Genomic DNA, 26,014 nt, shown 5'->3' on the forward strand with positions numbered 1-26,014 from the left:
GGCCCCAAGGTTTTAAACGCGCCGATTTGCTGACTCGATTGCGGGCGCGCGAACCAGCGGATGAGGTCATTCATCGTCCCGGTTCACTACAAATGCGGCTAAAGAGGTCGTCAGCCGCGCACATCCTCCTTCCGCGCATACGCCGACACCATTTAGCCGCCCCATGTCAGAAGGCGGAATGAATGGAATCGATCGGGATCGTCACTCCACAAACAATGCATTTCTCCGAGCCGCTGCGCCTGCAGAACGGCAGCTCGCTTGCGAACTACGACCTCGTCGTCGAAACGTACGGCACGCTCAATGCCGCGCGCACTAACGCCGTGCTGGTGTGCCACGCGCTCAACGCGTCGCATCACGTCGCGGGCGTCTATGCGGACGATCCGAAGAACGTCGGCTGGTGGGACAACATGGTCGGCCCGGGCAAGCCGCTCGATACGAACCGCTTTTTCGTGATCGGCGTGAACAACCTGGGTTCGTGCTTCGGCTCGACGGGTCCGATGAGCATCGATCCGTCGACGGGTCGTCCGTACGGCAAAAGCTTCCCCGTCGTGACCGTCGAAGACTGGGTGAACGCGCAGGCGCGCGTCGCCGACGAGTTCGGTATCGAGAAATTCGCCGCGGTGATGGGCGGCAGCCTCGGCGGCATGCAGGCGCTCGCGTGGAGCATGATGTATCCGGACCGCCTCGAACACTGCATCGTCGTCGCATCGACGCCGAAGCTGTCCGCGCAGAACATCGCATTCAACGAAGTCGCGCGTTCGTCGATCCTCTCCGATCCTGACTTTCACGGCGGCGATTACTACGCGCATGGCGTGAAGCCGAAACGCGGCCTGCGCGTCGCGCGGATGATCGGCCACATCACGTATCTTTCCGACGACGACATGGCCGCGAAGTTCGGCCGCGCGCTGCGCCGCGCGGAAGGCGCGGAGGACGTCTACAACTTCAACTTCGACGTCGAGTTCGAAGTGGAATCGTATCTGCGCTATCAGGGCGACAAGTTCGCCGATTACTTCGACGCGAACACCTATTTGCTGATCACGCGCGCGCTCGATTACTTCGATCCCGCGAAAGCCTACGACGGCGACCTGACGGCCGCGCTCGCGCACACGAAAGCGAAGTATCTGATCGCGAGCTTCACGACCGACTGGCGGTTCGCGCCCGCGCGCTCGCGCGAACTGGTGAAGGCACTGCTCGATCACAAGCGCCAGGTGACGTACGGCGAGATCGACGCGCCGCACGGCCACGACGCCTTCCTTCTCGACGACGCGCGCTATCACAACCTGATGCGCGCCTACTACGAACGCATTGCTGCAGAGGTCAACGCATGAACCAGCGGGCTCTCGATTATCTTGCGACGCGGCCTGACTTTCGCGCGATCGCCCGCTGGGTCGAGCCGCGTGCGACGGTGCTCGATCTCGGTTGCGGCGACGGCTCGCTGCTGTCGCTGCTGACGGAAGAACTCGAAGTGTCGGGCTACGGCATCGAGATCAACGACGCCGGCGTGCTCGCGTCGACGAAGAACGGCATCAATGTGATCCAGCAGAATCTGGAAGACGGCCTGCGACTGTTCGAAGACGGCAGCTTCGACTTTGCGATCCTTTCTCAAACGCTGCAAACCATTCACCAGACGGCCGCGATCCTGCGCGAGACGGTGCGCGTCGGTAAGGAATGCATCGTGTCGTTCCCAAATTTCGGGTACTGGCCGCATCGTCTCTCCGTTTTGCAGGGACGCATGCCTGTGTCGAAGTCGCTGCCTTATCAGTGGCACAACACGCCGAACGTGCGCGTGCTGACCATCAAGGACTTCGAGGCGCTCGCACCGGAAGTCGGCATCGAGATTCTCGATCGCGTGGTCCTGCATGGCGGCCAACAGGTGCGTTGGGGCGTGAACTGGCGTGGTAGTCTTGCGGTCTATCGCGTCAAGAAAAGCTAACGTCACTCATCTCATGTCGAACCCGCCACACGAGGCGCCTGCACTAACCGCACACGAAGAACATCCCGGCTGGCGCGCGTTTCTCAACGCGCGCATGCTGATCTGCGTTTTCCTCGGCTTCACGTCGGGGTTGCCGCTATTCACGCTCGTCTATCTCGTTCAGGCCTGGTTGCGTTCGGAAGGCGTGAACCTGAAGGAAATCGGCCTGTTCGCGCTGATCCAGTTTCCCTATACGTGGAAGTTCATCTGGGCACCGCTGATGGACCGCTATGTGCCGCGTCTGCCTGGCTGGCGTCCGGGACGCCGCCGCGGCTGGATGCTCGCGACGCAGATTCTCGTCGCCGTCGCCATTGCATCGCTCGGCATCGTCTCGCCGCGCGACTCGATCTGGACGGTGGCCGCGCTGACCGCGCTCGTCGCGTTCTTCGGCGCGAGCCAGGACATCGTGATCGACGCGTATCGACGTGAACTGCTGCACGACACCGAGCAGGGTCTCGGCAACGCCGTGCACGTGAACGCGTACAAGATCGCGGCGCTCGTACCCGGTTCGCTCGCGCTGATCCTGTCGGACCACATGCCATGGGCGACGGTGTTCGTCGTCACGGCCGCATTCATGCTGCCAGGCATGATCATGACGCTCGTCGTCAGCGAACCCGAAGTGCACGGCAAGCCGCCAAAGAATCTGCGCGAAGCCATCATCGAGCCGTTTCATGAATTCATCACGCGCGACGGCTGGCGCGGCGCGCTGTTCGTGCTCGGCTTCATCTTCCTGTACAAGCTCGGCGATACGATGGCGACCACGCTGTCCACCTCGTTCTTTCTCGATATCGGCTTTTCGCGCACGCAGATCGGCGTGATCGCGAAGACGACCGCGTTCGGTGCGAGTCTCGCGGGCGGCATCATCGGCGGCATTGCGCTGATGCGCATCGGCATCGGCCGCGGGCTGTGGATCTTCGGCATTCTGCAGATGGTGTCCACGCTCGGCTTCGCGTGGCTCGCGCATGTCGGGCCGACATCGCCGGGATTGACGGCCGTGTACGACATCGCGGTCGCAATCAGCGTGGCTACGACGAAGCTGCTGTCGCTGCTCGGCGTCGGCTGGACGGTGCAGCTCGATCCGATGTCGGTCGCGCTCGCGATCGTGTACGGCTTCGAAACTTTTACCACGGGTCTTACGCTCGCCGCGTTCACCGCCTATATCGCGAGCACGACCGATCCGCGTTACACGGCGACGCAGTTCGCGCTCTTTACGTCGCTGGCCTCGGTGCCGCGCACGCTGGCGTCGGCGGCAAGCGGTTTCGTGGTGGCGCAGATTGGCTGGTTCGACTACTTCATTGTCTGCACGGCGCTTGCTATACCAGGCATGCTACTGTTGTTTCGGATCGCCCCTTGGAGAAAGCAGTCGTGATGGTGTTTGCGTCGCGGCGCGCCGCCATTGGCCGGGCTTTGCGCGCCGTTTCCCGTCGATTGCCTGCATATCGCATGCGCGCGCCTACCCGTGCGTTGCATGTCGCTGCTCTTGCCGCATGCGCGGGTTTTGGCGTCGTATCGGCATGGCAAGCGAACGCGGCTGAGCCGACGTCGAACGTCAGCGCGCCGCCCGCAGCGAACCCACCATCGGCCCCGTCTACTCCGCCGGCACCTCCCACACCCTCGGCGCCGAAATCGGAATCGGCACCGACGGCTACGTCCGGCGCATCCGTGCCGTCCAATGCAGGCTCCGCAACGACTCAAACGCCCGTGACCGCGCGCACGCCCGCGCCGACCCCGCCGCCGCCCACGTTACCGACGCCGTTCCAGCCGAACCAGCAGTTGCGTTATGGCGGCTACGCCGTGTTCCGCAATCTGATTCCGTCGCCGATGCTCGAAGCACAATCGGCAGAGGAATTCGATCAGATCGCGCGTGGCGCCGAGCACATGAACCGGCTTTATCCGCCATCGGATCCGCATGTGCAACGAGTTCAGTCGATCGTCGACAAACTCATTCCGTATTCGCTGAAATGGAACGATCGCGCGAAGAACTGGAAGTGGGACGTCGCGGTGCTGCGTTCGCCGGACATTCGCGCGTACTGTCTGCCGGGCGGCAAGATCGTCATATACGGCGGCATGCTCGACAAGGTCAAACCGAACGACAACGAACTCGGCATGCTGCTCGGACATGAAATCGCGCATGCGCTGCGCGAACACGCGCGCGAGCGGCTCGGCGAGCAGCAGGCCGCGCAACTCGGATCAGGGACGATTCCGCAACTGTTCGGCCTCGCCGATCTCGGCGCGGCGCCGCTCGGCATCGGCTCGCAGCTGGTGGAAATGAAGTACGAACGCGCCGACGAAACGGAAGCCGATGTGATCGGCAGCGACATTGCGTCGCGTGCCGGTTTCGATCCGCGCGCGGCCGTCACGCTGTGGGACAAGCTCGCTGTCGCGACGCGCAGCAATCGCGATCAGGGCTTCATCTACGTGCATCCGTACACGCCGGCGCGGCGCGCGGACATCATGAAGCGGCTCGCCGACATGCTGCCGCTGTACGCGAAGGCAATCGGCAAGTCCGTCGATACGCTGCCCGACTATGCGGGCATCGGCCGCCCGCGGCGCACGACCGTGAGCGACTGACGCGCACCGCGGCGTTTACTTCGCGAGCTTGTGGCTGTAGTCGACGGTCACGGGCGCGTGATCGCTGAACTTGATATCGCGAAACACGTCGACGCGCTTCGCAGTGGCCGCAACGCCCGGCGTCGCGATCTGATAGTCGATACGCCACCCGACGTTCTTCGCATATGCCTGACCGCGATTGCTCCACCACGTGTATTGCTCGGGCCGCTGGTCGAGCGTGCGGAACACGTCCACATAGCCGACTTCGTCAAACAGCTTCGTGAGCCACGCGCGCTCTTCCGGCAGGCAGCCCGAATTTTTCTGGTTGCCCTTCCAGTTCTTGATGTCGATTTCCTTGTGCACGATGTTCACGTCGCCGCACACGATCACTTCGCGTTCCTTCGACAGCGCCGCGAGATGCGGCATGAACTCGTCCATGAAACGATACTTCGCCTGCTGGCGCTCGTCGCCGCTCGAACCCGACGGCACATAGACCGAAATCACCGACAGATTGCCGAAACGCGCTTCCACATAGCGCCCTTCGGGATCGAACTCTTCGCTGCCGAAGCCGATCACGACCTCGTCCGGCTCGTGACGCGTATACAGGCCCGCGCCGCTATACCCCTTTTTCACCGCATGCTGGAAATAGCCTGTGAAGCCGTGCGGTGCGAGGAACTCAGGCGTCATGTCGTCCTGCGAGCACTTGATTTCCTGCACGCACACGACATCGGCCTTCTGCTCGCCGAACCAATCGAAAAAGCCCTTCTTGGCCGCCGAACGGATGCCGTTCAGATTGGCCGTGATCACACGCAACATGGTTTTCCTTCGTTGTGTTTTCGTCTATTCGACAAGGTGAAGATCATTCGACTATCACGCCCTTCAGCGATTCTTTCCCCGGCGGGAATTCAAGCTTCAACGACTCGAACGCGCGCAGCAGCAGTTCGCCGATCATCACGTTGCGATGCGTCTTCGAGTTCGCGGGAATCACATACCACGGCGCGTATTCCGTCGACGTCGCCGCGAGCGCATCCTCGTACGCATCCTGATACTTGTCCCACAGCTTGCGCGCGTCGAGATCGGACACATCGAATTTCCAGTGCTTCGTCGGATCGTCGATACGCGCTTGCAGACGCTCGCGCTGCTCGTCCTTCGAAATATGCAGCATGCACTTGATGATCGTCGTACCGTTTTCCGCGAGCGCCAGTTCGAAATCGCGAATGTGCCGGAAGCGGCGATCGCGGTCGTCCTTGCTCAAGATGCCGAGCACGTACGGCACGAGCACATCTTCGTAGTGACTGCGGTTGAAGATCGTCAGTTCGCCGGCGGCGGGCGCCTGCGAATGGACGCGCCACAGGAAGTCATGCGCAAGCTCGTTGAGCGTCGGCGCCTTGAACGGCACGATGCGCAAGCCGAGCGGATCGACTTCATGAAACACGGCGCGAATCGTGCCGTCCTTGCCGCTCGTGTCCATGCCTTGCAGCACGAGCAAGACGCGCTGAACGCGCTGCGCGTGCAGTCGCTCCTGCTGCGCATCCAGTGCCGCGCCGATTTCGGCGAGACGTTCGCGGTCGGAGTCTTTCGCTCCCGTCGAAAACGGCTTCGTCGACGGATCGACGTTAGCGAGAGAAAACTTCGATTTGCCGCCCGCGTCGAAAAAAGGCACGCGATATTCGTCGAGACCGTTCTTCTTTGCCATCTCCGGGTTCTCCTCTGCGACGCTCTACACCAGGTGAAAAAGCAAACGGGCCGTTGCGCGACTTTCGATGCGACAACAGCCCGTCCTGCCAATACGCTACAGCGCGGCTACAGCGTTCAGCCCAGCTTCTTCTTCAGCAGTTCGTTGACCTGCTGCGGATTCGCCTTGCCCCTGGTCGCTTTCATCGCCTGACCGATCAGCGCATTGAACGCCTTTTCCTTGCCTGCGCGGAATTCCTCGACCGACTTCTGGTTCGCAGCAAGTACTTCGTCGATGATCGCTTCGAGCGCGCCCGTATCCGAAATCTGCTTGAGGCCCTTCGCTTCGATGATGCGGTCGGCGGCGGCTTCGTCGGTGGCCTTCTCTTCCCAGATGGCGAGGAAAATTTCTTTCGCGATCTTGTTCGAGATCGTGCCGTCGGCGATGCGTTGAAGCACCAGCGCCAGTTGCGCGGCCGATACCGGGCTCCCGGCGATATCGAGGCCTTCGCGGTTCAGTTGCGACGACACCTCGCCCATCAGCCAGTTCGCCGCGACCTTCGCCTGCGCCGCGCCAACTTTCGCCACGACGGCTTCATAGTACGCAGCCATCGCCTTGCTCGACGTGACGACGCCTGCGTCGTACGGCGTGAGACCGTACTGGTCGACGAAACGCTTCTGCATCGCCGCCGGCAGTTCCGGCAACTCACCCTTCACGCGCTCGACCCACGATGCGTCGATCACGAGCGGCATCAGATCGGGATCGGGGAAATAGCGGTAATCGTGCGCGTCTTCCTTGCTGCGCATCGAACGCGTTTCGCGCTTGTCCGGATCGTACAGACGCGTTTCCTGCACCACGGTGCCGCCGTCTTCGATCAGTTCGATCTGACGGCGCACTTCGTACTGGATCGCTTCTTCGAGGAAGCGGAACGAGTTCAGGTTCTTGATCTCGGCGCGCGTGCCGAATTCCTTCTGACCGACAGGACGCACCGACACGTTTGCATCGCAGCGGAACGAGCCTTCCTGCATGTTGCCGTCGCAAATACCGAGCCACACGACCAGACCATGCAACGCCTTCGCATACGCGACGGCTTCCGCGGCACTGCGCATTTCCGGCTCGGTGACGATTTCGAGCAGCGGCGTGCCCGCGCGATTCAGATCGATGCCCGTCATGCCCGCGAAGTCTTCGTGCAGCGACTTGCCCGCATCTTCTTCGAGGTGAGCGCGCGTCAGGTTGACGGTCTTCTCATAGGCTTCCTTGCCGGTCTTTTCGTTGGCCGGAACCTGGATCGTGATCTGGCCGCCCTGCACGACGGGGATTTCGTACTGGCTGATCTGATAGCCCTTCGGCAGATCAGGGTAGAAGTAGTTCTTGCGCGCGAAGATGCTGCGCGGCGCGATCGTCGCGTCGATGGCGAGACCGAACTGGATCGCGCGCTCGACAGCGCCCTTGTTCATCACGGGCAGCACGCCAGGCAAGGCCAGATCGACGGCACAGGCCTGCGTGTTCGGCGCGGCGCCGAACTGCGTGGCCGCGCCCGAGAAAATCTTCGAGACCGTCGACAGTTGCGCGTGGGTCTCGAGACCGATTACGACTTCCCATTGTGTTGCCATATTCAGACTCCCGCCGGCGTCTTGCGATGCCAGTCAGTGACGCGCTGGAACGCGTCCGCCACTTGCAGCATGCGTGCTTCGTTGAAATAGTTGCCGATGATCTGCAAGCCGACCGGGCGCTGCGCATTCGCGCCCGCGCCGAAACCGCACGGCACGCTCATGCCCGGCAAACCGGCGAGGCTCACCGACAGCGTGTAGATGTCCGCGAGGTACATCTGCACGGGATCGTCGCCCTTCGCGCCGATATCCCACGCGACGGACGGCGCCACCGGGCCCATGATCACGTCGCAGGTCTTGAACGCTTCCTGGAAGTCCTGCGCGATGATGCGGCGGATCTTCTGCGCCTGCAGGTAGTACGCGTCGTAGTAGCCGTGCGACAGCACATACGTGCCGACCAGAATGCGGCGCTTCACTTCGGGGCCGAATCCTTCGGCGCGCGACTTCTTGTACATGTCGAGCAGATCGCGATACTCGGCCGCGCGATGGCCGTAGCGCACGCCGTCGAAACGCGACAGGTTCGACGACGCTTCCGCCGGCGCGATCACGTAATACACGGGAATCGACAATTCCGTCTTGGGCAGCGAGACGTCGACGAGCGTCGCGCCGAGCGCTTCGTATTGCTTCAACGCGGCGTCGATCGATGCGCGCACGTCGTCGGCGAGACCTGCGCCGAAATATTCCTTCGGCAAACCGATGCGCAGACCCGTCAGCGGCTTTTCGGCCGCCGCGCTCGCGCCCGACCAGCTCTGGCCGAGATAGCGCGTGTAGTCTTCGTGATCGTGCGTGAGACTCGTCGAGTCGCGCTCGTCGAAGCCTGCCATCGCGTTGAGCAACAAGCCGCAGTCGGCGGCCGTCTGCGCCATCGGACCGCCCTGATCGAGCGACGACGCGAACGCGATCATCCCGTAGCGCGACACGCGGCCGTACGTCGGCTTGATGCCCGTGATGCCCGAGAACGACGCGGGCTGACGGATCGAGCCTCCCGTATCCGTGCCCGTCGCGGCGGGCGCGAGGCGCGCGGCGACAGCCGCCGCCGAACCGCCCGACGAGCCGCCCGGCACCGCCTTGCGGTCCCACGGATTCTGCACGGGGCCGAAATACGAGTTTTCGTTCGACGAGCCCATTGCGAACTCGTCCATATTCGTCTTGCCGACGCACACCATGCCCGCCTGCGCGAGACGATCGACGACGGTGGCATCGAACGGGCTCGTGTAGTTTTCGAGCATCTTCGAGCCGGCCGTGGAACGCCAGTTGCGCGTGACGAACACGTCCTTATGCGCGATGGGCAGTCCCGTCAGCGGACCCGCCTTGCCGGCGGCGAGCAGCGCGTCGGCGGCTTGCGCCTGCGCGAGCGTCTGCTGCGCGTCGACGTGGACGAACGCGTTCAGCGCCTTGTGGTCTTCGATCCGCTTCAGATAAGTCTGCGCCAGTTCGACTGCGGAGCATTGCTTCGCGTCGAGCGCGGCGCGCAGTTCGGTCAAGCTTTTCTCATGCATTGCGTTCTTCCTGGAAAGCGCGACGGCGCAGTGCGCCGCCGTTTGGGCATCCGGCCGCCCGCCGGCACGCCGGGCCGAATAGAGCGGGCCATGTTGCGCGCGCATTCGCACGCATGACACACAACCCTGTGCTTGATGACGACGTTTCGGCGCTTATTCGATGACCTTCGGCACCAGATACAGGCCGTCCTGCACAGCGGGCGCCGGACGCTGGTTGTCGTCGCGATTCACGTTTTCCGTGACGGCGTCGTTGCGCAGACGCAGCGCGACGTCCTCGATCTGCTCGATCGGGTGCGCGAGCGGCGCGATGCCGGTTGTATCGACGGCCTGCATCTGTTCGACGAGGCCGAAAAAATCGTTGAGCTGGGTGAGCGTGTGCTCGGCGTCGGCATCGGGCAATTCGAGCCGTGCGAGATGGGCGATGCGTTTCACATCGGTCAGAGTCAGGGCCATGCAGTCACCGGAAAAGTGGCGCTCCGCCGCAGCGATAAAAAAACGACGCTGCGACAGCGGGTTAGGTCATTGGAACAGGCCCTCGAAATTGGGGCCGGCGATGGCAAAAAGTGCCATTCGTTTCCTTTAAATCAAGCAAAATTATAAGGTATCATTACGCGTTCGACCCAAACCCGGACCGACTTACCAAGGCCTTTCTGTCAATTTCGGAGATCGCTGAACGACAACTCGGCTGCCTTGCTATAGCCTCCGGTACGTTCCCCCGCAGTTTCATGCTTCACTCGGCTCCCTGTAACTGGCCGGACATGAGGCTGCTAATTTTTTCCGCTGCCGCCCTACGCTTACGATGCGAGGCCCGGCCCCCAGCGAGACAGGATTTTGCATGTTCGGTTTTTTGCGCAGCTATTTCTCCAACGATCTGGCCATTGACCTCGGCACGGCCAACACCCTCATCTACATGCGTGGCAAGGGTATCGTTCTCGACGAGCCGTCCGTCGTTTCGATTCGCCAGGAAGGCGGCCCGAATGGCAAGAAGACCATTCAGGCAGTCGGCAAGGAAGCAAAGCAGATGCTCGGCAAGGTGCCGGGCAACATCGAGGCGATCCGCCCGATGAAAGACGGCGTGATCGCCGACTTCACCGTGACCGAACAGATGATCAAGCAGTTCATCAAGACGGCTCACGAATCGCGCATGTTCTCGCCGTCGCCGCGCATCATCATCTGCGTGCCGTGCGGTTCGACGCAGGTCGAGCGCCGCGCCATCAAGGAAGCGGCACACGGTGCGGGCGCATCGCAGGTTTACCTGATTGAAGAGCCGATGGCCGCGGCAATCGGCGCAGGCCTGCCCGTGTCGGAAGCAACGGGCTCGATGGTCGTCGACATCGGCGGCGGCACGACGGAAGTCGGCGTGATCTCGCTGGGCGGCATCGTGTACAAGGGTTCGGTGCGCGTCGGCGGCGACAAGTTCGACGAAGCGATCGTCAACTACATCCGCCGCAACTACGGCATGCTGATCGGCGAACAGACGGCCGAAGCCATCAAGAAGGAAATCGGCTCCGCGTTCCCGGGCTCCGAAGTCAAGGAAATGGAAGTCAAGGGCCGCAACCTGTCGGAAGGCATTCCGCGCAGCTTCACCATTTCGAGCAACGAAATTCTCGAAGCACTGACCGATCCGCTGAACCAGATCGTGTCGTCGGTGAAGATCGCGCTGGAACAGACGCCGCCGGAACTGGGCGCCGACATCGCCGAGCGCGGCATGATGCTGACGGGCGGCGGCGCACTGCTGCGCGACCTCGACCGCCTGCTGGCAGAAGAAACGGGGCTTCCCGTGCTGGTCGCCGAAGATCCGCTGACGTGCGTCGTGCGCGGCTCGGGCATGGCGCTCGAACGCATGGACAAGCTCGGCAGCATCTTCTCGTACGAGTAAGGTTGCCAGTCTCCATGTCTGCATCGCGCACTGAAAGGCTGGCTCTGCCAGCCTTTGTGCGCTCTGTGCATTGCTGCGCGCGCTCCTAGCGCGCCGCCGTTTCACCCACTCGCTTACGCTCCCGGCGACCATGGAATACAGTCCGCCGCCCTTATTCAAGCAAGGCCCTTCGGCGCTCGCACGACTGATTTTCTTCGTGCTGGTCGCGCTCGCCCTGCTTATCTCAGACGCCCGCTTCCGCACGCTCGAGATCGTTCGCGGCGTACTCGGCGCGGGTCTGTATCCGTTGCAGCGCGCGGCGCTCGTGCCGCGCGACATCTTCATGGGCGCCGCCGATCTCGCCGTCACCAGCGCGACGCTGCGCGGTGAGAACGACAAGCTGCGCGCGCGCAATCTGCAGTTGTCGCAGCAGGCCAACGAGGCTGCCCAGCTCGACGCCGAGAACAAGCATCTGCGCAACCTGCTGCAGCTCTCGAACCGGATGACGACGCAGTCGATCCCCGCCGAGATCCAGTACGACACGCGCGATCCGTTCACGCAAAAGGTCGTGATCGGCCGTGGTTCGCAGCAGGGCATCAAGGACGGTTCGCCCGTCGTCAACGAAGACGGCGTGATCGGCCAGGTGACGCGCGTGTTCCCGCTGCAATCGGAAGTGACGCTGCTCACCGACAAGGACCAGGCTGTGCCCGTGCAGATCGTTCGAACGGGCCTGCGCAGCGTGATCTACGGTACGCCGAAGGGCGATGCGCTCGATCTGCGTTTCGTGCCGATCAGCGCCGACGTGCTCGCCGGCGACGAACTCGTCACGAGCGGTCTCGACGGCGTGTATCCGCCGGGGTTGCCCGTGGCGAAGGTGGTGCGCGTCGACAAGCAGGCGGACACGGCGTTCGCACGCGTCGTCTGCCAGCCGGTCGCTCCTGTGCGCGGCGCTCGCGATCTGCTTGTCCTACACTACGACAACAACGTGCCGCCGCGTCCCGCCGACGAACCGGATCCCGCCACGGCCGCGAAAGAAGCGAAAAAGAAGAACGCGAAGACACCCGACAAGGGCAAGGACGCGAAGGCCGCGCAACCCGCTTCGACGGCAACGGCCGCATCGGCGCCTGCGGCGGCCGCTGCCGCGCCGAAGCCCGCTTCGGCGGCTAGATCCGCCGGCAAGACATCGAGCGAAAAGAAGCCGGCGGCTGAAAAAAGCGCGAAGCCGCAAGGCGGCCAAGGGGCCACTCAGGGGGCCAAGCAATGAACCGCCCGCAGTACATCCTGCAGCCAGTCAACCCGTATTTCATCGCGTTCAGTCTGGCCGCCGCATTCCTGCTGAACATGATGCCGTGGGGCCGTCTTATCGGCGTGCCCGATTTCGTGGCGCTCGTGCTGTTGTTCTGGAACGTTCATCAGCCGCGCAAGGTCGGAATGGGCATCGCGTTCATCCTCGGCCTGCTGATGGACGTGCACAACGCCAGCCTGCTCGGCGAACACGCGCTCGCGTACACGCTGCTCTCATACGGCGCGATCACGATTCACCGCCGCGTGCTGTGGATGTCGATCGGCGTGCAGGTTTTCGCCGTGATGCCGTTGCTCGTCGTCGCGCAACTCGTGCCCTTCATGATCCGTTTGCTGACGGGCGCGTCGTTTCCGGGCTGGGGTTATCTGATCGACGGCTTCGTCGAAGCTGCGTTGTGGCCCATCGCGAGCATTCTGCTTTTGATGCCGCAGCGCCGTCCGGCCGACCCGGACGATACGCGGCCCATCTGAGCGCCGCGCCGCCCGCTCATGAACGCACGCTCGTTTCGCCGCCTTCACGAACATTCGAAGGCGCTATCGAGCACTGCAGCGCAAAGCCCGGCAGCGCAACGGCGCATGAACGCCGAACCGATTCAAACCGCATAACCGGCAGTTCCTGCCCAACCGCATGACCGAATTCAAGGACACCCAGCAGCAGCTCACGAAATTCCGCCTGCGCGTCGCGGCGGCGGGGCTGTTCGTGTTCGTCTGCTTCGGGCTGATCGCGTTCCGCTTCCTGTTCCTGCAGGTCTGGCACTACAGCAAATACTCGCTGCAGGCGAACGAAAACCGGATCTCGGTCGCCCCGATCGTGCCGAACCGAGGCATCATCACCGATCGCAACGGCGTCGTGCTCGCCAAGAACTATTCGGCGTACACGCTCGAAATCACGCCGTCGAAGCTGAACGACACGCTCGACAATGTGATCGACAATCTCGCGACCGTCATCAGCATCGACGCTCGCGATCGCCGCCGCTTCCGCAAGCTGCAGGAAGACTCGAAAAACTTCGAAAGCCTGCCGATCCGCACCCGCCTCACCGACGACGAAGTCGCGCGCTTCACCGCGCAGCGTTTCCGCTTTCCGGGCGTCGAAGTGCGCGCGCGACTGTTCCGCCAATATCCGCTCGGGCCGACGGCTGCACACGTGATCGGCTATATCGGCCGCATTTCGCAGCGCGACCAGGACAAGATCGACGACGCCAGCGACCAGAACGACAGCGATCCCGAGCACTACGATCCGCGTCTCGACGCGAACAACTACAAGGGCACCGACTACATCGGCAAGATCGGCGTCGAGCAGAGCTATGAGACGGAACTGCACGGCCTGACGGGCTTCGAGGAAGTCGAAGTGACGGCGGGCGGCCGGCCTGTGCGCACGCTGTCGCGCACGCAGGCGACGCCGGGCAACAACCTCGTGCTGTCGATCGACATCGGCTTGCAGCAGGTCGCCGAGCAGGCGTTCGCGGGGCGCCGCGGCGCGCTCGTCGCCATCGAACCGTCGACGGGCGACGTCCTCGCGTTCGTGTCCGCGCCGAGTTTCGATCCCAACTCGTTCGTCGACGGCATCGACCAGCAGACCTGGGACGAACTCAACAATTCGCCCGATCACCCGCTGCTCAACCGTCCGCTGCACGGCACCTATCCGCCCGGCTCGACGTACAAGCCGTTCATGGCGCTCGCCGCGCTGACGCTGCATAAGCGCACGCCGCAATGGGGCTTCCAGGATCCGGGCTCGTACACGTTCGGCGGCCACACGTTCCGCAACGACGTGCCGCAGGGTCAGGGCTGGATCGACATGAACCGCGCGATCATGGTGTCGAACGACACCTACTTCTACATGCTCGCGCACGATCTCGGCGTGAATGCAATTGCGAACTTCATGAAGCCGTGGGGCTTCGGCCAGATCACGGGCATCGATATCGCAGGCGAAGCACGCGGCATCCTGCCGTCGACGGACTGGAAGCGCAAGGCGTATCGCAAGCCCGAGCAGCAGAAGTGGTACGAAGGCGAAACGATCAGTCTCGGCATCGGCCAGGGCTATAACTCGTACACCATTCTGCAGCTCGCGCACGCGACGGCCACGCTCGCCAACAACGGCGTGCTGATGAAGCCTCACCTCGTGAAGGAAATCGAGAATCCGATCACGCGCGCGCTGCGCGCCACGGTGCCGAAGGACGATGGCCGCGTCGATGTGAAGCAGTCCGACATCGACGTCGTGAAACGCGGCATGGAAAACGTGACGATGAACCCGTCGGGCACTGCGTATCAGGTGTTCCGAAACGCAACATATCTGTCGGCGGGCAAGACGGGTACGGCCCAGGTGTTCTCGCTCCAAGGCCAGAAGTACCACGGGCACGCGCTCGCCGAACATCTGCGCGACCACGCGCTCTTCATCGCGTTCGCGCCCGCCGACAATCCGAAGATCGCGCTTGCGCTGATCGTCGAAAACGGCGGCTGGGGTGCGCAGGCGGCGGGTCCGATCGCGCGGCGCGTGCTCGACTATTACCTCGTCGACAAGACGAAACCAGGTGTCGAAGCGGCGGCTGTGACGGCGGCAGCATCGGCGACGGAGGAAACCTCGGCGCCCGTGATTGGCAGCGCACCGGCGGCGCCCAGCGGTGAGATCCAACCCGTTTCCGTTGCGGCCGGCTTCACGCCGCTGCCGCAGCCGGTCGGCGCATCGGCGCCGCACGCAGCAGCAGCATCGGATGCATCCGGAGCGGCGGCGGCTGGCGCAGCCTCTGGAACCGCACCGGCTTCGGCGCCCGCTGCCGCATCGGCGGTTGCGCCGCGGCCCGCTTCGACCGCGAAGTTGGCGAAGACACCGCGCGCCGCATCCGCTACGGTCGCACCGTCGCCCGCTGCATCGGACGTGACCGCCGCGGCGCCCGTCAAGGCGTCCGACGCCCGCAAGTCCCCACGCAAACCCCGTCCGGCCAGCGAATCGCGGCCGGTCGCCGCCGCGCCGTCGCGCAACGAGGAATCGCAGGCCGCACCGCGCGGTCCCGTTTCCGGCGGCATCGACGAGTAAGGAGAAAGGCATGCAAATCGACAAGCGCGCCTGGCTCGAACGCATCAAGAAAATGTTCGCGGGCTTCGACCGCCCGCTCGCGTTGATCGTGTTTCTGCTGCTGTGCGTCGGCATCGTCACGCTGTATAGCGCGAGCCTCGACGTGCCCGGCCGCGTCGAAGACCAGCTGCGCAACATCATCCTGACGTTCCTGCTGATGTGGGTGCTGGCCAATATCCCGCCGACCACGCTGATGCGCTTCGCCGTCCCGCTCTACACGGTAGGCATTGCGTTACTGGTGGCCGTCGCGGCCTTCGGCCTGACGCGCAAAGGCGCGAAACGCTGGATCAATGTCGGTGTGGTGATTCAGCCCTCTGAGATCCTGAAGATCGCCACACCGCTGATGCTCGCGTGGTACTACCAGCGCCGCGAGGGCAATATCCGCTGGTGGGACTACATCGTCGGTTTCGCTATCCTGGCGGTGCCCGTCGGTCTCATTGCCAAGCAACCCGACCTCGGCACGGCCGTGCTCGTGTTTGCTTCGGGGCTCTTCGTCATCTATTTCGCGGGCTTGAGCTTCAAGCTGATCGTCCCTGTGCTGGTTGCCGGTGTGATCGCCGTCGGTGCGATCGCGACGTTCCAGGACAAGATCTGTCAGCCCGAAGTGCAATGGCCGCTAATGCACGATTATCAGAAGCACCGGATCTGCACGCTGCTCGATCCGACGTCTGATCCGCTGGGCAAAGGCTTCCACACCATTCAGGCGGTGATCGCGATCGGCTCGGGCGGCCCGCTCGGCAAGGGCTGGTTGAAGGGCACGCAGGCGCACCTCGAGTTCATTCCCGAAAAGCACACTGACTTCATCTTCGCGGTGTTCTCCGAGGAGTTCGGTCTCGCGGGGGGCTGGTTCTGCTGACGCTGTATATGGCGCTGATCGCGCGCGGCCTGTACATCGCGGCGAACGGCGCGACGCTGTTCGGCCGATTACTTGCCGGCTCGCTGACGATGGCGTTCTTCACCTATGCATTCGTGAACATCGGCATGGTGAGCGGGATTCTTCCTGTGGTGGGCGTGCCGTTGCCGTTCATGAGTTACGGCGGCACCGCGCTGACGACGCTCGGTTTCGCAATCGGCCTGATCATGAGCGTCGCGCGGCAGAAGAGATTGATGCAGAGCTGATCCGTCCGCAGCGAGATGCCGAAAAAAACGGCGCCTGAAAATCAGGCGCCGTTTTTCATTGCGGCTTCGCTTCGTGCGATTCGCGCAGCTGCGTACTGAGCTGCTGATACTTTAGCCGCGCCGCCGGATCGCCCTGGGCAGCCGCCGCGGCGTAATAGGCGCGCGCGACGTTCAGATTCTGCGGCACGCCATCGCCGCCGCGCTCGTAGAACGAACCTGTCACGTACTGCGCGGTCATGTCGCCGCCCTCAGCCGCCTTCTTGTACCAGACGAACGCCTGCTGGTTGTCGCGCGCGGTGCCGCGTCCATCGAGAAACTGATTCGCCAGCGCCAGTTCAGCCTGGATGTGCCCCTGCTGTGCGGCCTTCAGAAACCATTGATGCGCCTCGACGGGATCGCGCGCGACGAACTCACCATCGTCGTACATCTTGCCGTACACATACTGCGCGTGCGACATGTTGGCATCGGCGGCCTTGCGCAGCCATTTCTTGCCTTCCTCGACATTCGCCGGACCGCCCTCGCCGTTGAGCAGCATCATCGCGTAGTTGAACTCGGCGAGACGGCTGCCGCGTTGCGCAGCCTTGCGAAACTCGGCGAGCGCGGACGTGTAGTTGCCCGCGTTGTAATCGGCCACGGCCGTCTGCGTTTCCATATCCGACGCCGGCGGCGTCTTGCTCTGCGCATGCGCCACAGCACCTGCCGCCAGCGCGGTCAGCACGACAGCGCGCATGGCCATGCGCGTCGTGCACAACGACAACAGCTTCATGACCGAACCTCCTGCAGTGCCTGTCGCGTGGTACGCAACAGCCACATCACGTCGGCGGCCAGCGCGATGAAGCGGAAGCCCTCCGACCGATATTGCCGCGCGCTCGCCACATCCATCGAGAAGATGCCCGTCGCGACGCGCGCGCGATGCGCTACGTCCTGAATATGCTTCATCGCTTCCTGGACTTCCGGGTGCTTCGAATCACCGAGATGACCGAGGCTCGCCGCCAGATCCGCCGGTCCGACGAACACGCAGTCGACGCCCGGCGTCGCCGCGATCTGTTCGATGTTTGCGAGCGCGCGTTGCGATTCGATCTGCACGATGTTCGCGATCTGCGCGTTGGCGTTTTGCAGATAATCGCGCCGCATGCCATAAGCGGCAGCGCGCACGGCACCTGCGACGCCGCGCAGTCCATCCGGCGCATCGGCTGTCGCGTATTGCGTCAACTGAACGGCGTAGGCGGCCTCTTCAGCCGTTTCGATGTTCGGGAACATCAGCGTGCGCGCGCCCGCATCGAGCACGCGCTTGACGAGCCACGGCTCGACAGCGGGAAGACGCACGACGGGCTCTGTCGGCAGGTGCGCGGCAGCAATCGCGCGCAACTGACCCGTGACATCGACGCTGTCGTTGGGCGCGTGCTCCATGTCGATCAGCAGCCAGTCGAAGCCGGCATGCGCGAGCGCCTCGGCCGCGCTATCGCTGCCCAGCGACAGCCACAAGCCGAACAGCGGATCGGGATCCTTGAGACGCAGTTTGAGTGGGTTCGTGAACGTGCTCATCGCGCGCCTCCGCCGATGTGACGCACAGCGCCGGGCAGGCCGGAATAGATGACGACGCGGCCCGAAAGACCGACGTGAACAGCTTGAAGAAGGTGGCGGGCGTCGAGCCCGCAGCGTAGCGCGGTGACCGGCATGTCTCGCTCCGAGTGGTTATCGAAACGATCATACCGTGACAATAACCCGTTTAGTCGCGCACGACGTCGGCCCAGCAATTCGGCGTCTCATACAGACGCACCTTGTGTAGCCGCAGATTCACGCCATAGTGCGCGTCGTAGACGTTCGCGAGAATGTCGAACGCGACGGCAGCGAGATTTTCGACAGTGGGAATGCGATCGAGCACGACCGTCTTGTGACCGGCCATCGTTTCGAGAAAACCGCGCACCTGCGTATCGCCTTCGTAGACGAGGAACGCATGATCCCATTTGTCGACGAGATGCTCGTTCGCGAGCGCTTTCACGTCGGCGAAATCCATCACCATGCCGCGATCCGGCGCGCCTTCCGTTTCGACGAGATCGCCTTGCAGCGTGATTTCGAGCACGTAGCGATGGCCGTGCAGATTACGGCACTGGCTGCGGTGATCGGGAATGCGGTGACCCGCGTCGAATTCGAGTTTTCGTGTAATCGTCAGCACGGCAAATCAGGGAATGTTCAGGTACTTGTGAGTCTGCATCGACAGGCGCCATTGCGGATGGCGCTTGCACCAGTCGATCGCGAGCTTCGTGTTGATGTCCCGCGACGGGCCGTCCATTGGCTGGACGAGGAAATAGTCGAACTCGAGCTTCGCGTAGTCGGCAAGGCGTTGATTGTCTTGCGGCACGACCACCTTCAGTTCATTGCCTTTGGTCTGCACGAGCGGCGCGTCGGCCTTCGGGCTCACGCAGATCCAGTCGATCGTGTCGAGCACGGGAAGCGAGCCATTCGTTTCGATAGCAATTTCGAAGCCTTGGGCGTGCAGCGCGTCGACCAGCGGCTGATCAATCTGCAGCATCGGCTCGCCGCCCGTGCACACGACGAAGCGCTGCCCCTCGCCTTCCGGCCACAGCGACGCAATCTTCGCCGCCAGCTCTTCGGGCGTGCGGAACTTGCCGCCGTTTTCGCCATCCGTGCCGACGAAGTCGGTGTCACAGAACTTGCAGACGGCTTGCGCGCGATCTTCCTCGCGACCCGACCACAGGTTGCATCCGGCGAACCTGCAAAACACAGCCGGGCGGCCGGCGTTCGCGCCCTCGCCCTGCAACGTATAGAAGATTTCCTTGACCGCGTACGTCATGCTGCTGCCTGCCTGATGCTCCGTGAAGCTCTGTTGATATGTGTGCTCGCTGCTGCTCTGCGCAGTGAGGCTCAGGCCGGCTCCGTGACCTGCTCGCCGCTCAGATATGCCTCGTACCCGCGCTTGCGCAAGCGGCATGCAGGGCACTCACCGCAACCGAACCCCCAGGCGTGCAGCTCTGCGCGCTCGCCGAGATAGCACGTATGCGTCTCGACACGGATCAGCTCGACCAGTTCGTCGCCGCCCAGCTCATGCGCGAGGCGCCACGTGTCGGCCTTGTCGATCCACATCAGCGGCGTTTCGAGCACGAAGCGGCTGTCCATGCCGAGATTCAGCGCGACTTGCAGCGCCTTCATCGTGTCGTCGCGGCAATCCGGGTAACCGGAGAAATCCGTCTCGCACATGCCGCCGACCAGCACGCGCAGCCCACGCCGATATGCAATCGCCGCCGCAATCGTCATGAACATCAGATTGCGGCCGGGCACGAACGTGTTCGGCAAACCGTTCGACGTCGCGTGAATCTCGATTTCGCGCGTCATTGCGGTATCGCTGATCGAGCCGAGCACGGACAGATCGATCATGTGATCGTCGCCAAGCCGCTCGCCCCACTCAAGGAACGTGCGCGCCACCGCGCTGCGGAAACCTTCGCGGCATTCGAGCTCGACGCGATGTCGCTGGCCGTAGTCGAAACCCAAAGTTTCGACCGTTTCATATCGATCCAGCGCCCAGGCAAGACATGTGGCTGAATCCTGGCCACCGGAAAACAGCACCAGGGCGCTACGCTTGGCGTCTTTGCGGGTCACCGTGAAACTCCGTGTATGTTGATTTCCGCGCCCAGCGCCGCGGCCTTCAGGGCCAGGGAGACTTGCCGCGCGGACCGGCACCGTGGCCGGCTCAAGCAGTATAGGCGGCGCCTTTCGCGCGCCAAGCTGCCTTGGCTTATACCGCTGATCGTCCGCCAGAGAGTTTCACGCTACGCGATACCTCGGACCTGAAACAAAAAAGGACTTGCGAAGAACATATGGCAAGTCCTTGATACTGCGCGATTTTATCATGCGGAGCCGGGCCCCGCTCGCGGCGGCCGCGCCGCCTGTGCCACGCAGCGACCCGGCATATTGCCCGCAAATAGGAAAAGCCCCAGGAATCTTGCGATTTCCTGGGGCTGAATCCTGGTGGCCTGGGGCGGAATCGAACCACCGACACGCGGATTTTCAATCCGCTGCTCTACCAACTGAGCTACCGGGCCAACGAAGAAGCGAGAGTATAGCAAGCAGTTTTGCGTTCCTCAAGCCCTTCGCGAAAAAAACTTCAAAGACGTTCGTTCACGCCGCGTCAATCGCCCTTGTTCTTGCCGAGATCGACGCCGAGCTGCTTGAGCTTGCGATACAGGTGCGTCCGTTCGAGCCCTGTCTTCTCCGCGACGCGCGTCATGCTGCCGTTCTCGCGCGCGAGGTGGTACTCGAAGTAGGCTCGCTCGAAGGCATCGCGTGCGTCGCGCAGCGGAATGTCGAACGAAATCGACGCCGTCTGCACGGACAGCATGCCGCCGCCCATGCTATCCGACGACATCATCGGCAGCGCCGCCGCCGATGCAACCGCGGACGCGTTCGCCGCCATTGCAGGCTTCGCCGCCGTGCCGCCCGCAGCGGGCGCCGCGCTGCCGCGCGCGAGTCCCTGCTCGACGGCCTTCAGCAGCTTCTGCAACGCGATCGGCTTTTCGAGGAAATTGAGCGCGCCGATCTTCGTCGCTTCCACGGCCGTATCGATCGTCGCGTGGCCCGACATCATGATGACGGGCATCGTCAACGTGCCTTGCGCCGCCCACTCCTTGAGCAGGGTCACGCCATCGGTATCGGGCATCCAGATGTCGAGCAGCACCAGATCGGGTGCCTGGCGTTGCCGGTAGTCGCGCGCCTCCTGCGCGTTCTCCGCGACCTCCACGACATGCCCTTCATCGCTCAGGATCTCCGAGAGCAATTCCCGGATGCCCATTTCATCATCTACCACCAGGATGGTTGCCATTTAAGCTGCCCTTGTCTGCACTGTTGCTTTTGTCTTTCCCTGCGACGCGCTACCGCCGTGCGCCGCCTGCGGCCCGCTTCCAGGCGCCGCAGCCTTGTTGTCTGCGAGTTGAAGGAAGAGGATCGAAATCTGCGCACCTTCGATCACATCGCCCGCTTTCAGGCGATTGCGTATGTCGATTCGTGCGCCATGTTCATCGACGATCTTCTTGACCATGGCGAGTCCAAGACCTGTACCTTTGGCCTTGGTCGTCACGTAAGGTTCGAACGCGCGCGTGAGGATGCGCGCGGGGAAGCCCGGACCGTTATCCGACACGGTCAAACGCACCGCGACGCTCACTTTGCCGTCTGCATCGGGATCGCCATATTCTACTGTCCTCGTCTCGAGCAACACACGCGGATGCTGGACGTCGGACACCGCATCCTGTGCGTTCTGCAGCAGGTTATGGATCACCTGACGCAATTGCGTCGCGTCACCCCGTATAACGGGCAAGTCCGCCATTTCGACGACAATCGGGCTCTTGCCTTCTTCGATTCCATACAACGTCAGCACTTCGCTGACGAGTTCGTTCAGCTGCAGATTCGCGAGCACCGCGGGCGGCGTACGCGCGTAGTCGCGGAAGTCGTCGACCATCTGCTTCATCGCGGCGACCTGATTCACGATTGTAGTGGCACCGCGTTTCAACACTTCGGCATCCGACGGCATGAGCTTGTCGGCGAGCTTCATCTGCAGGCGCTCGGCGGAAAGCTGGATCGGCGTGAGCGGATTCTTGATCTCGTGCGCGAGACGCCGCGCGACTTCACCCCATGCAATGGAACGCTGCGCGGAGATCACGTCCGAAATATCGTCGAACACGACGACATAGCCCGACGTTTCTTCGTCGTCGCTATCGTTGCCCGCCGCCGACACGAGCCGCGCACCGCGTGCGAGCAGCGTCAGCGGATCGGCTTCGCCGGGCACCTGCAGCGCCATCTGCTGCTGCCAGTGTCCCGTGTCGCCCTGATCGTTGCCGCCTGCCGCCTCGAGATCCGCGAAGGCCTTGCGCACCATCGCACCGAATTCGCTCAACACGCCGATGCGATCCAGCGACGAACCCAGCAGCGACGCGAACGGCTGACGGAAGATGCGCTCAGCGCCACGATTAGCAGTGGTGAGACGGAATTGCCGGTCGAACACGAACACGCCTGCTGTCAGGTTCGCCAGAATGCTTTCGAGGTACGACTTCGAGTGCTCGAGTGCGACGCGGTTTGCTTCGACGGCGAGCCGCGCTTCCGACAGCTGGCGCGTCATCGCATTGAACGACTGCGTGAGGAAGCCGAGTTCGTCGCGCGACTTGATTTCGCGCTTCGGCGTGTAGTCGCCTTCCGTCACTTCCTTCGTGCCTTGCGCGAGCAGGAACAGCGGCCGCGCCAGCTGATTGCCGAGCGCCAGCGCAAGCATCATTGCAATGAAGGTGGCGAGGAACAGCGCGAGCGTCAGTGTACCGATATACATCTTGCGCAAGCCCGTGCGCCCGATCGCTTTCTCCTGATACTCGCGATACGCGCGCTGCACGGCATCTGCATTGCGTGCGAGCGATTGCGACACGGGCTGCGTGAGCTGCAGGAAGCGTTCGGTCGGCTGCAGTTGCGACGCGTTGGCATCGGGTATGCGCGTCACCACCCGCAGCCGCAATGCACCCTTCGCACCGCGCGCTTTCGGATCGCCATCCACCTCGCCTTCGATCGACGCGAAGCCGCGCCCGCGCGCCTGTTCGATCATGATCGGCGTAGGCAGATCGCTCGGCACGAGCGACGCATAATTGCTGGTCGCCTGCGCGATGACATGCATATCCGGCGTCGCGCCCGAGATGCTGCGCGACGGCTCGACGATCGTCGCGTCCTGCACGCCGAACTGGTCGCGCAGACGCAAGAGCGTGAGCGTCGTGCCCGCGGAATTGGCGCTCGCGAGCTGCTCGGCCATCAGGCGGCCCTTGGTTTGCAGATCGGACAGCGACGCGTCGAGCATCCCGCGTCCGAGATTCAGCCCGGACGTCAACGCCGTTTCGACGTTCACGTCGAACCATGACTCGATACTGCGCGACACGAACTGATACGACACGATGTAGATGATGCCGCCCGGCACCACGCCGACGAGCGCGAAGAAGAATGCGAGCTTCGCCAGCAGCCGCGTGCCGAACTTGCCCTTACGCAATCGCGAGACGATGATCACGACCAGCACCGCGACGATCAGCATGAAGATCAGCGCGACGGCAACATTGGCGGCATAGAGCCAGCCGTAGTAGCGATCGAAGAATTCGGTGTTCGCGCTCGCGGCTGCGAGCAGCACGAGCAGCAGGACAGCTGTCACGGCCACCGTCGATACGAGCAGTCTGACGACGAGGCTGCCGGCACTGGTGGCGCGGCGCACTTTATTTAGCACGTTCGGTCACCGTGAAGGTAAAGCGCTTCCAGTCGGAAGCAAGGTTCCAGTCGCGGTTATTGACCGCGTCGATCTGGAACGGCTTGGGCATCAACGCGACATCCAGCTGCATGCGCACCGATGCGTTGTACGTCTCTCCCGCATGAACCTGGCTGCGATCGATCACATGCCACGACGTGACATGCTTGATGACGGCAAGCGCCTCGTTCAACGAAGCGAAGCCGAGCTGCAAGCCGCCCGTCGATACGCGGTACTCGCGCGTGAGCGGCTGAAACGAGAGTCGAATGCTTTGCGATACGCTCACCGGCTGTTCATCGAACCAGTACCAGCGCGGCCGGCTCAGTTCGAAGTCCGTTGTGAAGTAAAGCGGTATGCCTTTGTTGACGGCGTCTTCGAGGTTGCTGTTCAGCTCGAACTCGAAGCGCGCATCGAGGCTCCAACCGCTGCCGTCGGATTGCAGGGACGCACGTTGCACGGCGATCGATTCGGCGCACGCCGGCCCGGCTGCCGTGAGGCAAAGGGCCAGCGCAATCCAGAGCGCGGCCACGAGCCGTAGCGGAAGAAAGCGTTTGATGATCACCGTTTCTGAAAGCGCGCGTAGAAGAATCCGTCGTGGTCTAAGCTCGAACCAGTGCTTTGTCCGGCGCGGGAACCAGCCGATACGTCGGCGGGCGCGCGGGCGACTGCGGGAAGCAGTTGCCCCGGCGCGTCCAATCGTACCGCATCCGCGTGTCGGTTTCCAAACCACTGAGCCTGCAACTCGCCTTCTTCCGGAAAGATCGAACACGTAACGTACAACAACTCGCCGCCCGGTTTGACGAGCGGCCAGAGCGCTTCGAGAATGCGCCGCTGCTCTTCGACGAGCGCGGGAATGTCCGACGCGCGACGCAGCCAGCGAATGTCCGGATGCCGCCGCACGATGCCCGAAGCGGAGCAAGGCACGTCGGCCAGAATGCGATCGAAAGGCGGGTCGGCGGCGTCGCGCCATTGCTCCGGAGTGCCCGCATCGCCGACGCGCACGTGCGCGCTCAAACCCAGACGCTGCAGGTTTTCGCCGATCCGGCGTGCGCGCGTCGCGTCGCTTTCGAGCGCGATCAGATCGATGTCCGCGAGTTCGACCAGATGGCCCGTCTTGCCGCCGGGCGCCGCGCAGGCATCCAGCACGCGCATGCCATCGCGCACGCCGAGCCACTGCGCGGCGAGTTGCGCGCCCGCGTCCTGCACGGAGACGATGCCTTCGCTGAAGCCGGGAATGCGATCGACGGGCATCGGCGTATCGAGACGCACGGCGTGCTGCCCCGCTTGCGTCGCGGAAATCTGATGCTCGCGCAACGTTTGCAGATACGCGTCGACGGTCGAGCGGCGCGCGTTCACCCGCAACGTCAGCGGCCCCTGGCTGTTGCCCCCTGTTAGCACGGCTTGCCATGCGTCGGGCCATGCGTTGCGAACAGCGTCGATCCACCAGACGGGATAATTCCAGTGAGCAACGGCGTCCTTCTGCGCATCGCCAAGCAAAGCGTCGCGCTCGCGCAGGAAGTTGCGCAGCACCGCATTCGTCAAGCCTTTCGCAAACGCGTACTCACGCCGCGCACCGATCGCGTTCACAGCCTGATCGACCACCGTGAACGGCGCGTACGCCGCGTCGCTCTCTTCATCGATCAGCAACGCCAACGCACACGCGAGCACATGTGCGACGTGCGGTGACGGCGCCTTGCGCACGAGTCTGGCAACCAGCCATTCGGCCGTACCGAGCCGGCGCATCGTCCGGTACGCGATGTCCTGCACGGCGCCACGCGACACCGTCGCGACGCCTTCCGGCAACGACATGAAGATCGAATGCAGGGCAGCGGGAAGCGCCGCGCCCTGTCGCACCGCGCCGACGGCCTGCGCCGCGCTATCGAGTGCGAAACCGAGCGATTCGGGTGCGAGATGCAGCGTCGGCAGTCGGGTGTCGCGCGAACGCGGCGGCGAGGCGGGACGCTGAGAAGGCTTTCGGGTCATGAACTGGCAGAAAACGGGCGCAGGAAAAGTGTCGCGCAAACGCCACATTGTAGCGTGCCGGGCCGCGCGGCCTGGCTGACCGTGTGGATATCGCACGCAT

General features: G+C 63.2%; 22 protein-coding genes, 1 tRNA gene and 1 pseudogene. 9 read left to right on the forward strand and 15 right to left on the reverse strand.

All coding sequences use genetic code 11. The annotated features are described in order from the left end of the window. Positions 1 to 182 precede the first annotated feature (182 nt). From metX to FRZ40_RS10655, 4 genes are read left to right on the forward strand one after another with little or no spacing between them, the layout of a single operon-like run. A complete protein-coding gene (gene metX / locus FRZ40_RS10640) occupies positions 183 to 1,328 on the forward strand; it encodes a homoserine O-succinyltransferase MetX (RefSeq protein WP_147234079.1) in 1,146 nt (381 codons plus the stop codon). Next, positions 1,325 to 1,933, forward strand: coding sequence for a methionine biosynthesis protein MetW (gene metW, locus FRZ40_RS10645; RefSeq protein ID WP_028363878.1), 609 nt, complete (start codon positions 1,325 to 1,327; stop codon positions 1,931 to 1,933). The genes metX and metW overlap by 4 nt, the downstream gene beginning before the upstream one ends. A 13-nt stretch (positions 1,934 to 1,946) precedes the next feature. Next, entirely contained in the window at positions 1,947 to 3,341 is a 1,395-nt protein-coding gene (locus FRZ40_RS10650; protein ID WP_028363879.1) for an AmpG family muropeptide MFS transporter, read from the forward strand. Continuing rightward, positions 3,341 to 4,543: a M48 family metallopeptidase gene (locus tag FRZ40_RS10655; RefSeq protein WP_147234809.1), complete on the forward strand. Its 1,203-nt coding sequence runs from the start codon at positions 3,341 to 3,343 to the stop codon at positions 4,541 to 4,543. The genes FRZ40_RS10650 and FRZ40_RS10655 overlap by 1 nt, the downstream gene beginning before the upstream one ends. 15 nt (positions 4,544 to 4,558) lie before the next feature. Here FRZ40_RS10655 and FRZ40_RS10660 read toward each other — a convergent pair whose 3' ends face one another. The 5 genes from FRZ40_RS10660 to gatC form a co-directional block, all read right to left on the reverse strand. Then, entirely contained in the window at positions 4,559 to 5,338 is a 780-nt protein-coding gene (locus FRZ40_RS10660) for an exodeoxyribonuclease III (protein WP_028363881.1), read from the reverse strand. A 43-nt stretch (positions 5,339 to 5,381) separates the two neighbouring features. After that, positions 5,382 to 6,218 carry a PPK2 family polyphosphate kinase gene (locus FRZ40_RS10665; protein ID WP_028363882.1) on the reverse strand — a complete coding sequence of 279 codons (837 nt, stop codon included), beginning with the start codon at positions 6,216 to 6,218 and terminating at the stop codon, positions 5,382 to 5,384. Between the two features lie 116 nt (positions 6,219 to 6,334). Beyond that, positions 6,335 to 7,810, reverse strand: a complete 1,476-nt coding sequence (gene gatB, locus FRZ40_RS10670; RefSeq protein WP_028363883.1) for an Asp-tRNA(Asn)/Glu-tRNA(Gln) amidotransferase subunit GatB — start codon at positions 7,808 to 7,810, stop codon at positions 6,335 to 6,337. 2 nt (positions 7,811 to 7,812) lie between these two features. Beyond that, a complete protein-coding gene (gene gatA, locus FRZ40_RS10675) occupies positions 7,813 to 9,306 on the reverse strand; it encodes an Asp-tRNA(Asn)/Glu-tRNA(Gln) amidotransferase subunit GatA (protein WP_147234080.1) in 1,494 nt (497 codons plus the stop codon). Between the two features lie 153 nt (positions 9,307 to 9,459). Then, on the reverse strand, positions 9,460 to 9,759 hold the full coding sequence (gene gatC / locus FRZ40_RS10680) for an Asp-tRNA(Asn)/Glu-tRNA(Gln) amidotransferase subunit GatC (RefSeq protein WP_028363885.1): 300 nt from the start codon (positions 9,757 to 9,759) through the stop codon (positions 9,460 to 9,462). Positions 9,760 to 10,141: 382 nt separating this feature from the next. Here gatC and FRZ40_RS10685 point away from each other — a divergent pair, with 382 nt between their 5' ends. The 5 genes and pseudogenes from FRZ40_RS10685 to rodA all read left to right on the forward strand — a co-directional run bounded on the left by FRZ40_RS10685 (position 10,142) and on the right by rodA (position 16,655). Continuing rightward, entirely contained in the window at positions 10,142 to 11,185 is a 1,044-nt protein-coding gene (locus FRZ40_RS10685) for a rod shape-determining protein (RefSeq protein ID WP_004189550.1), read from the forward strand. A gap of 130 nt (positions 11,186 to 11,315) precedes the next feature. Further along, entirely contained in the window at positions 11,316 to 12,428 is a 1,113-nt protein-coding gene (gene mreC / locus FRZ40_RS10690) for a rod shape-determining protein MreC (RefSeq protein WP_147234081.1), read from the forward strand. Next, positions 12,425 to 12,937, forward strand: a complete 513-nt coding sequence (mreD, locus tag FRZ40_RS10695) for a rod shape-determining protein MreD (RefSeq protein WP_028363887.1) — start codon at positions 12,425 to 12,427, stop codon at positions 12,935 to 12,937. The genes mreC and mreD overlap by 4 nt, the downstream gene beginning before the upstream one ends. 157 nt (positions 12,938 to 13,094) lie before the next feature. Further along, entirely contained in the window at positions 13,095 to 15,497 is a 2,403-nt protein-coding gene (mrdA, locus tag FRZ40_RS10700; RefSeq protein WP_147234082.1) for a penicillin-binding protein 2, read from the forward strand. A 10-nt stretch (positions 15,498 to 15,507) separates the two neighbouring features. After that, positions 15,508 to 16,655 (forward strand): annotated as a pseudogene (gene rodA / locus FRZ40_RS10705) (rod shape-determining protein RodA). A gap of 55 nt (positions 16,656 to 16,710) precedes the next feature. Here rodA and FRZ40_RS10710 read toward each other — a convergent pair. From FRZ40_RS10710 to rsmB, 10 genes are all read right to left on the reverse strand, one after another. Beyond that, a complete protein-coding gene (locus tag FRZ40_RS10710; protein WP_147234083.1) occupies positions 16,711 to 17,421 on the reverse strand; it encodes a tetratricopeptide repeat protein in 711 nt (236 codons plus the stop codon). Continuing rightward, positions 17,418 to 18,200 (reverse strand): HpcH/HpaI aldolase family protein, encoded by a 783-nt coding sequence (locus tag FRZ40_RS10715; RefSeq protein ID WP_028363891.1) that lies wholly within the window; start codon positions 18,198 to 18,200, stop codon positions 17,418 to 17,420. The genes FRZ40_RS10710 and FRZ40_RS10715 overlap by 4 nt, the downstream gene beginning before the upstream one ends. Before the next feature lie 184 nt (positions 18,201 to 18,384). Continuing rightward, positions 18,385 to 18,828, reverse strand: coding sequence for a 6-carboxytetrahydropterin synthase QueD (gene queD / locus FRZ40_RS10720; protein WP_028363892.1), 444 nt, complete (start codon positions 18,826 to 18,828; stop codon positions 18,385 to 18,387). 9 nt (positions 18,829 to 18,837) lie between these two features. Next, positions 18,838 to 19,470, reverse strand: a complete 633-nt coding sequence (gene queE / locus FRZ40_RS10725) for a 7-carboxy-7-deazaguanine synthase (protein ID WP_147234084.1) — start codon at positions 19,468 to 19,470, stop codon at positions 18,838 to 18,840. Positions 19,471 to 19,541: 71 nt separating this feature from the next. Beyond that, positions 19,542 to 20,273 carry a 7-cyano-7-deazaguanine synthase QueC gene (queC, locus tag FRZ40_RS10730; protein ID WP_147234085.1) on the reverse strand — a complete coding sequence of 244 codons (732 nt, stop codon included), beginning with the start codon at positions 20,271 to 20,273 and terminating at the stop codon, positions 19,542 to 19,544. Positions 20,274 to 20,640: 367 nt separating this feature from the next. Further along, positions 20,641 to 20,716: transfer RNA gene (locus FRZ40_RS10735), tRNA-Phe, on the reverse strand. Between the two features lie 86 nt (positions 20,717 to 20,802). Then, positions 20,803 to 21,492, reverse strand: a complete 690-nt coding sequence (esaR, locus tag FRZ40_RS10740; RefSeq protein WP_028363895.1) for a response regulator transcription factor EsaR — start codon at positions 21,490 to 21,492, stop codon at positions 20,803 to 20,805. Beyond that, positions 21,493 to 23,913 carry a sensor histidine kinase gene (locus FRZ40_RS10745; protein ID WP_028363896.1) on the reverse strand — a complete coding sequence of 807 codons (2,421 nt, stop codon included), beginning with the start codon at positions 23,911 to 23,913 and terminating at the stop codon, positions 21,493 to 21,495. Next, the gene (locus tag FRZ40_RS10750) at positions 23,903 to 24,493 is read right to left on the reverse strand and encodes a DUF4390 domain-containing protein (protein ID WP_147234086.1); all 591 of its coding nucleotides are present in this window, start codon (positions 24,491 to 24,493) and stop codon (positions 23,903 to 23,905) included. Before FRZ40_RS10750 ends, FRZ40_RS10745 begins: the two co-directional genes overlap by 11 nt. Continuing rightward, positions 24,490 to 25,914, reverse strand: a complete 1,425-nt coding sequence (rsmB, locus tag FRZ40_RS10755) for a 16S rRNA (cytosine(967)-C(5))-methyltransferase RsmB (RefSeq protein ID WP_147234087.1) — start codon at positions 25,912 to 25,914, stop codon at positions 24,490 to 24,492. Before rsmB ends, FRZ40_RS10750 begins: the two co-directional genes overlap by 4 nt. Positions 25,915 to 26,014 lie beyond the last annotated feature (100 nt).

The organism is Paraburkholderia azotifigens, assembly GCF_007995085.1.
In the GTDB taxonomy this organism is placed as follows: domain Bacteria; phylum Pseudomonadota; class Gammaproteobacteria; order Burkholderiales; family Burkholderiaceae; genus Paraburkholderia; species Paraburkholderia azotifigens.

Excerpts from the sequence above, each read along its gene's own strand:
- mreD (WP_028363887.1), top strand. The coding sequence starts at position 12,425 with ATGAACCGCCCGCAGTACATCCTGCAGCCAGTCAACCCGTATTTCATC.
- FRZ40_RS10650 (WP_028363879.1), top strand. The coding sequence starts at position 1,947 with ATGTCGAACCCGCCACACGAGGCGCCTGCACTAACCGCACACGAAGAA.
- esaR (WP_028363895.1), bottom strand. The coding sequence starts at position 21,492 with ATGGCAACCATCCTGGTGGTAGATGATGAAATGGGCATCCGGGAATTG.
- metX (WP_147234079.1), top strand. The coding sequence starts at position 183 with ATGGAATCGATCGGGATCGTCACTCCACAAACAATGCATTTCTCCGAG.
- FRZ40_RS10655 (WP_147234809.1), top strand. The coding sequence starts at position 3,341 with ATGGTGTTTGCGTCGCGGCGCGCCGCCATTGGCCGGGCTTTGCGCGCC.
- metW (WP_028363878.1), top strand. The coding sequence starts at position 1,325 with ATGAACCAGCGGGCTCTCGATTATCTTGCGACGCGGCCTGACTTTCGC.
- rsmB (WP_147234087.1), bottom strand. The coding sequence starts at position 25,914 with ATGACCCGAAAGCCTTCTCAGCGTCCCGCCTCGCCGCCGCGTTCGCGC.
- mreC (WP_147234081.1), top strand. The coding sequence starts at position 11,316 with ATGGAATACAGTCCGCCGCCCTTATTCAAGCAAGGCCCTTCGGCGCTC.
- FRZ40_RS10665 (WP_028363882.1), bottom strand. The coding sequence starts at position 6,218 with ATGGCAAAGAAGAACGGTCTCGACGAATATCGCGTGCCTTTTTTCGAC.
- queE (WP_147234084.1), bottom strand. The coding sequence starts at position 19,470 with ATGACGTACGCGGTCAAGGAAATCTTCTATACGTTGCAGGGCGAGGGC.
- FRZ40_RS10710 (WP_147234083.1), bottom strand. The coding sequence starts at position 17,421 with ATGAAGCTGTTGTCGTTGTGCACGACGCGCATGGCCATGCGCGCTGTC.
- FRZ40_RS10660 (WP_028363881.1), bottom strand. The coding sequence starts at position 5,338 with ATGTTGCGTGTGATCACGGCCAATCTGAACGGCATCCGTTCGGCGGCC.
- gatC (WP_028363885.1), bottom strand. The coding sequence starts at position 9,759 with ATGGCCCTGACTCTGACCGATGTGAAACGCATCGCCCATCTCGCACGG.
- mrdA (WP_147234082.1), top strand. The coding sequence starts at position 13,095 with ATGACCGAATTCAAGGACACCCAGCAGCAGCTCACGAAATTCCGCCTG.
- FRZ40_RS10715 (WP_028363891.1), bottom strand. The coding sequence starts at position 18,200 with ATGAGCACGTTCACGAACCCACTCAAACTGCGTCTCAAGGATCCCGAT.
- gatB (WP_028363883.1), bottom strand. The coding sequence starts at position 7,810 with ATGGCAACACAATGGGAAGTCGTAATCGGTCTCGAGACCCACGCGCAA.
- gatA (WP_147234080.1), bottom strand. The coding sequence starts at position 9,306 with ATGCATGAGAAAAGCTTGACCGAACTGCGCGCCGCGCTCGACGCGAAG.
- FRZ40_RS10685 (WP_004189550.1), top strand. The coding sequence starts at position 10,142 with ATGTTCGGTTTTTTGCGCAGCTATTTCTCCAACGATCTGGCCATTGAC.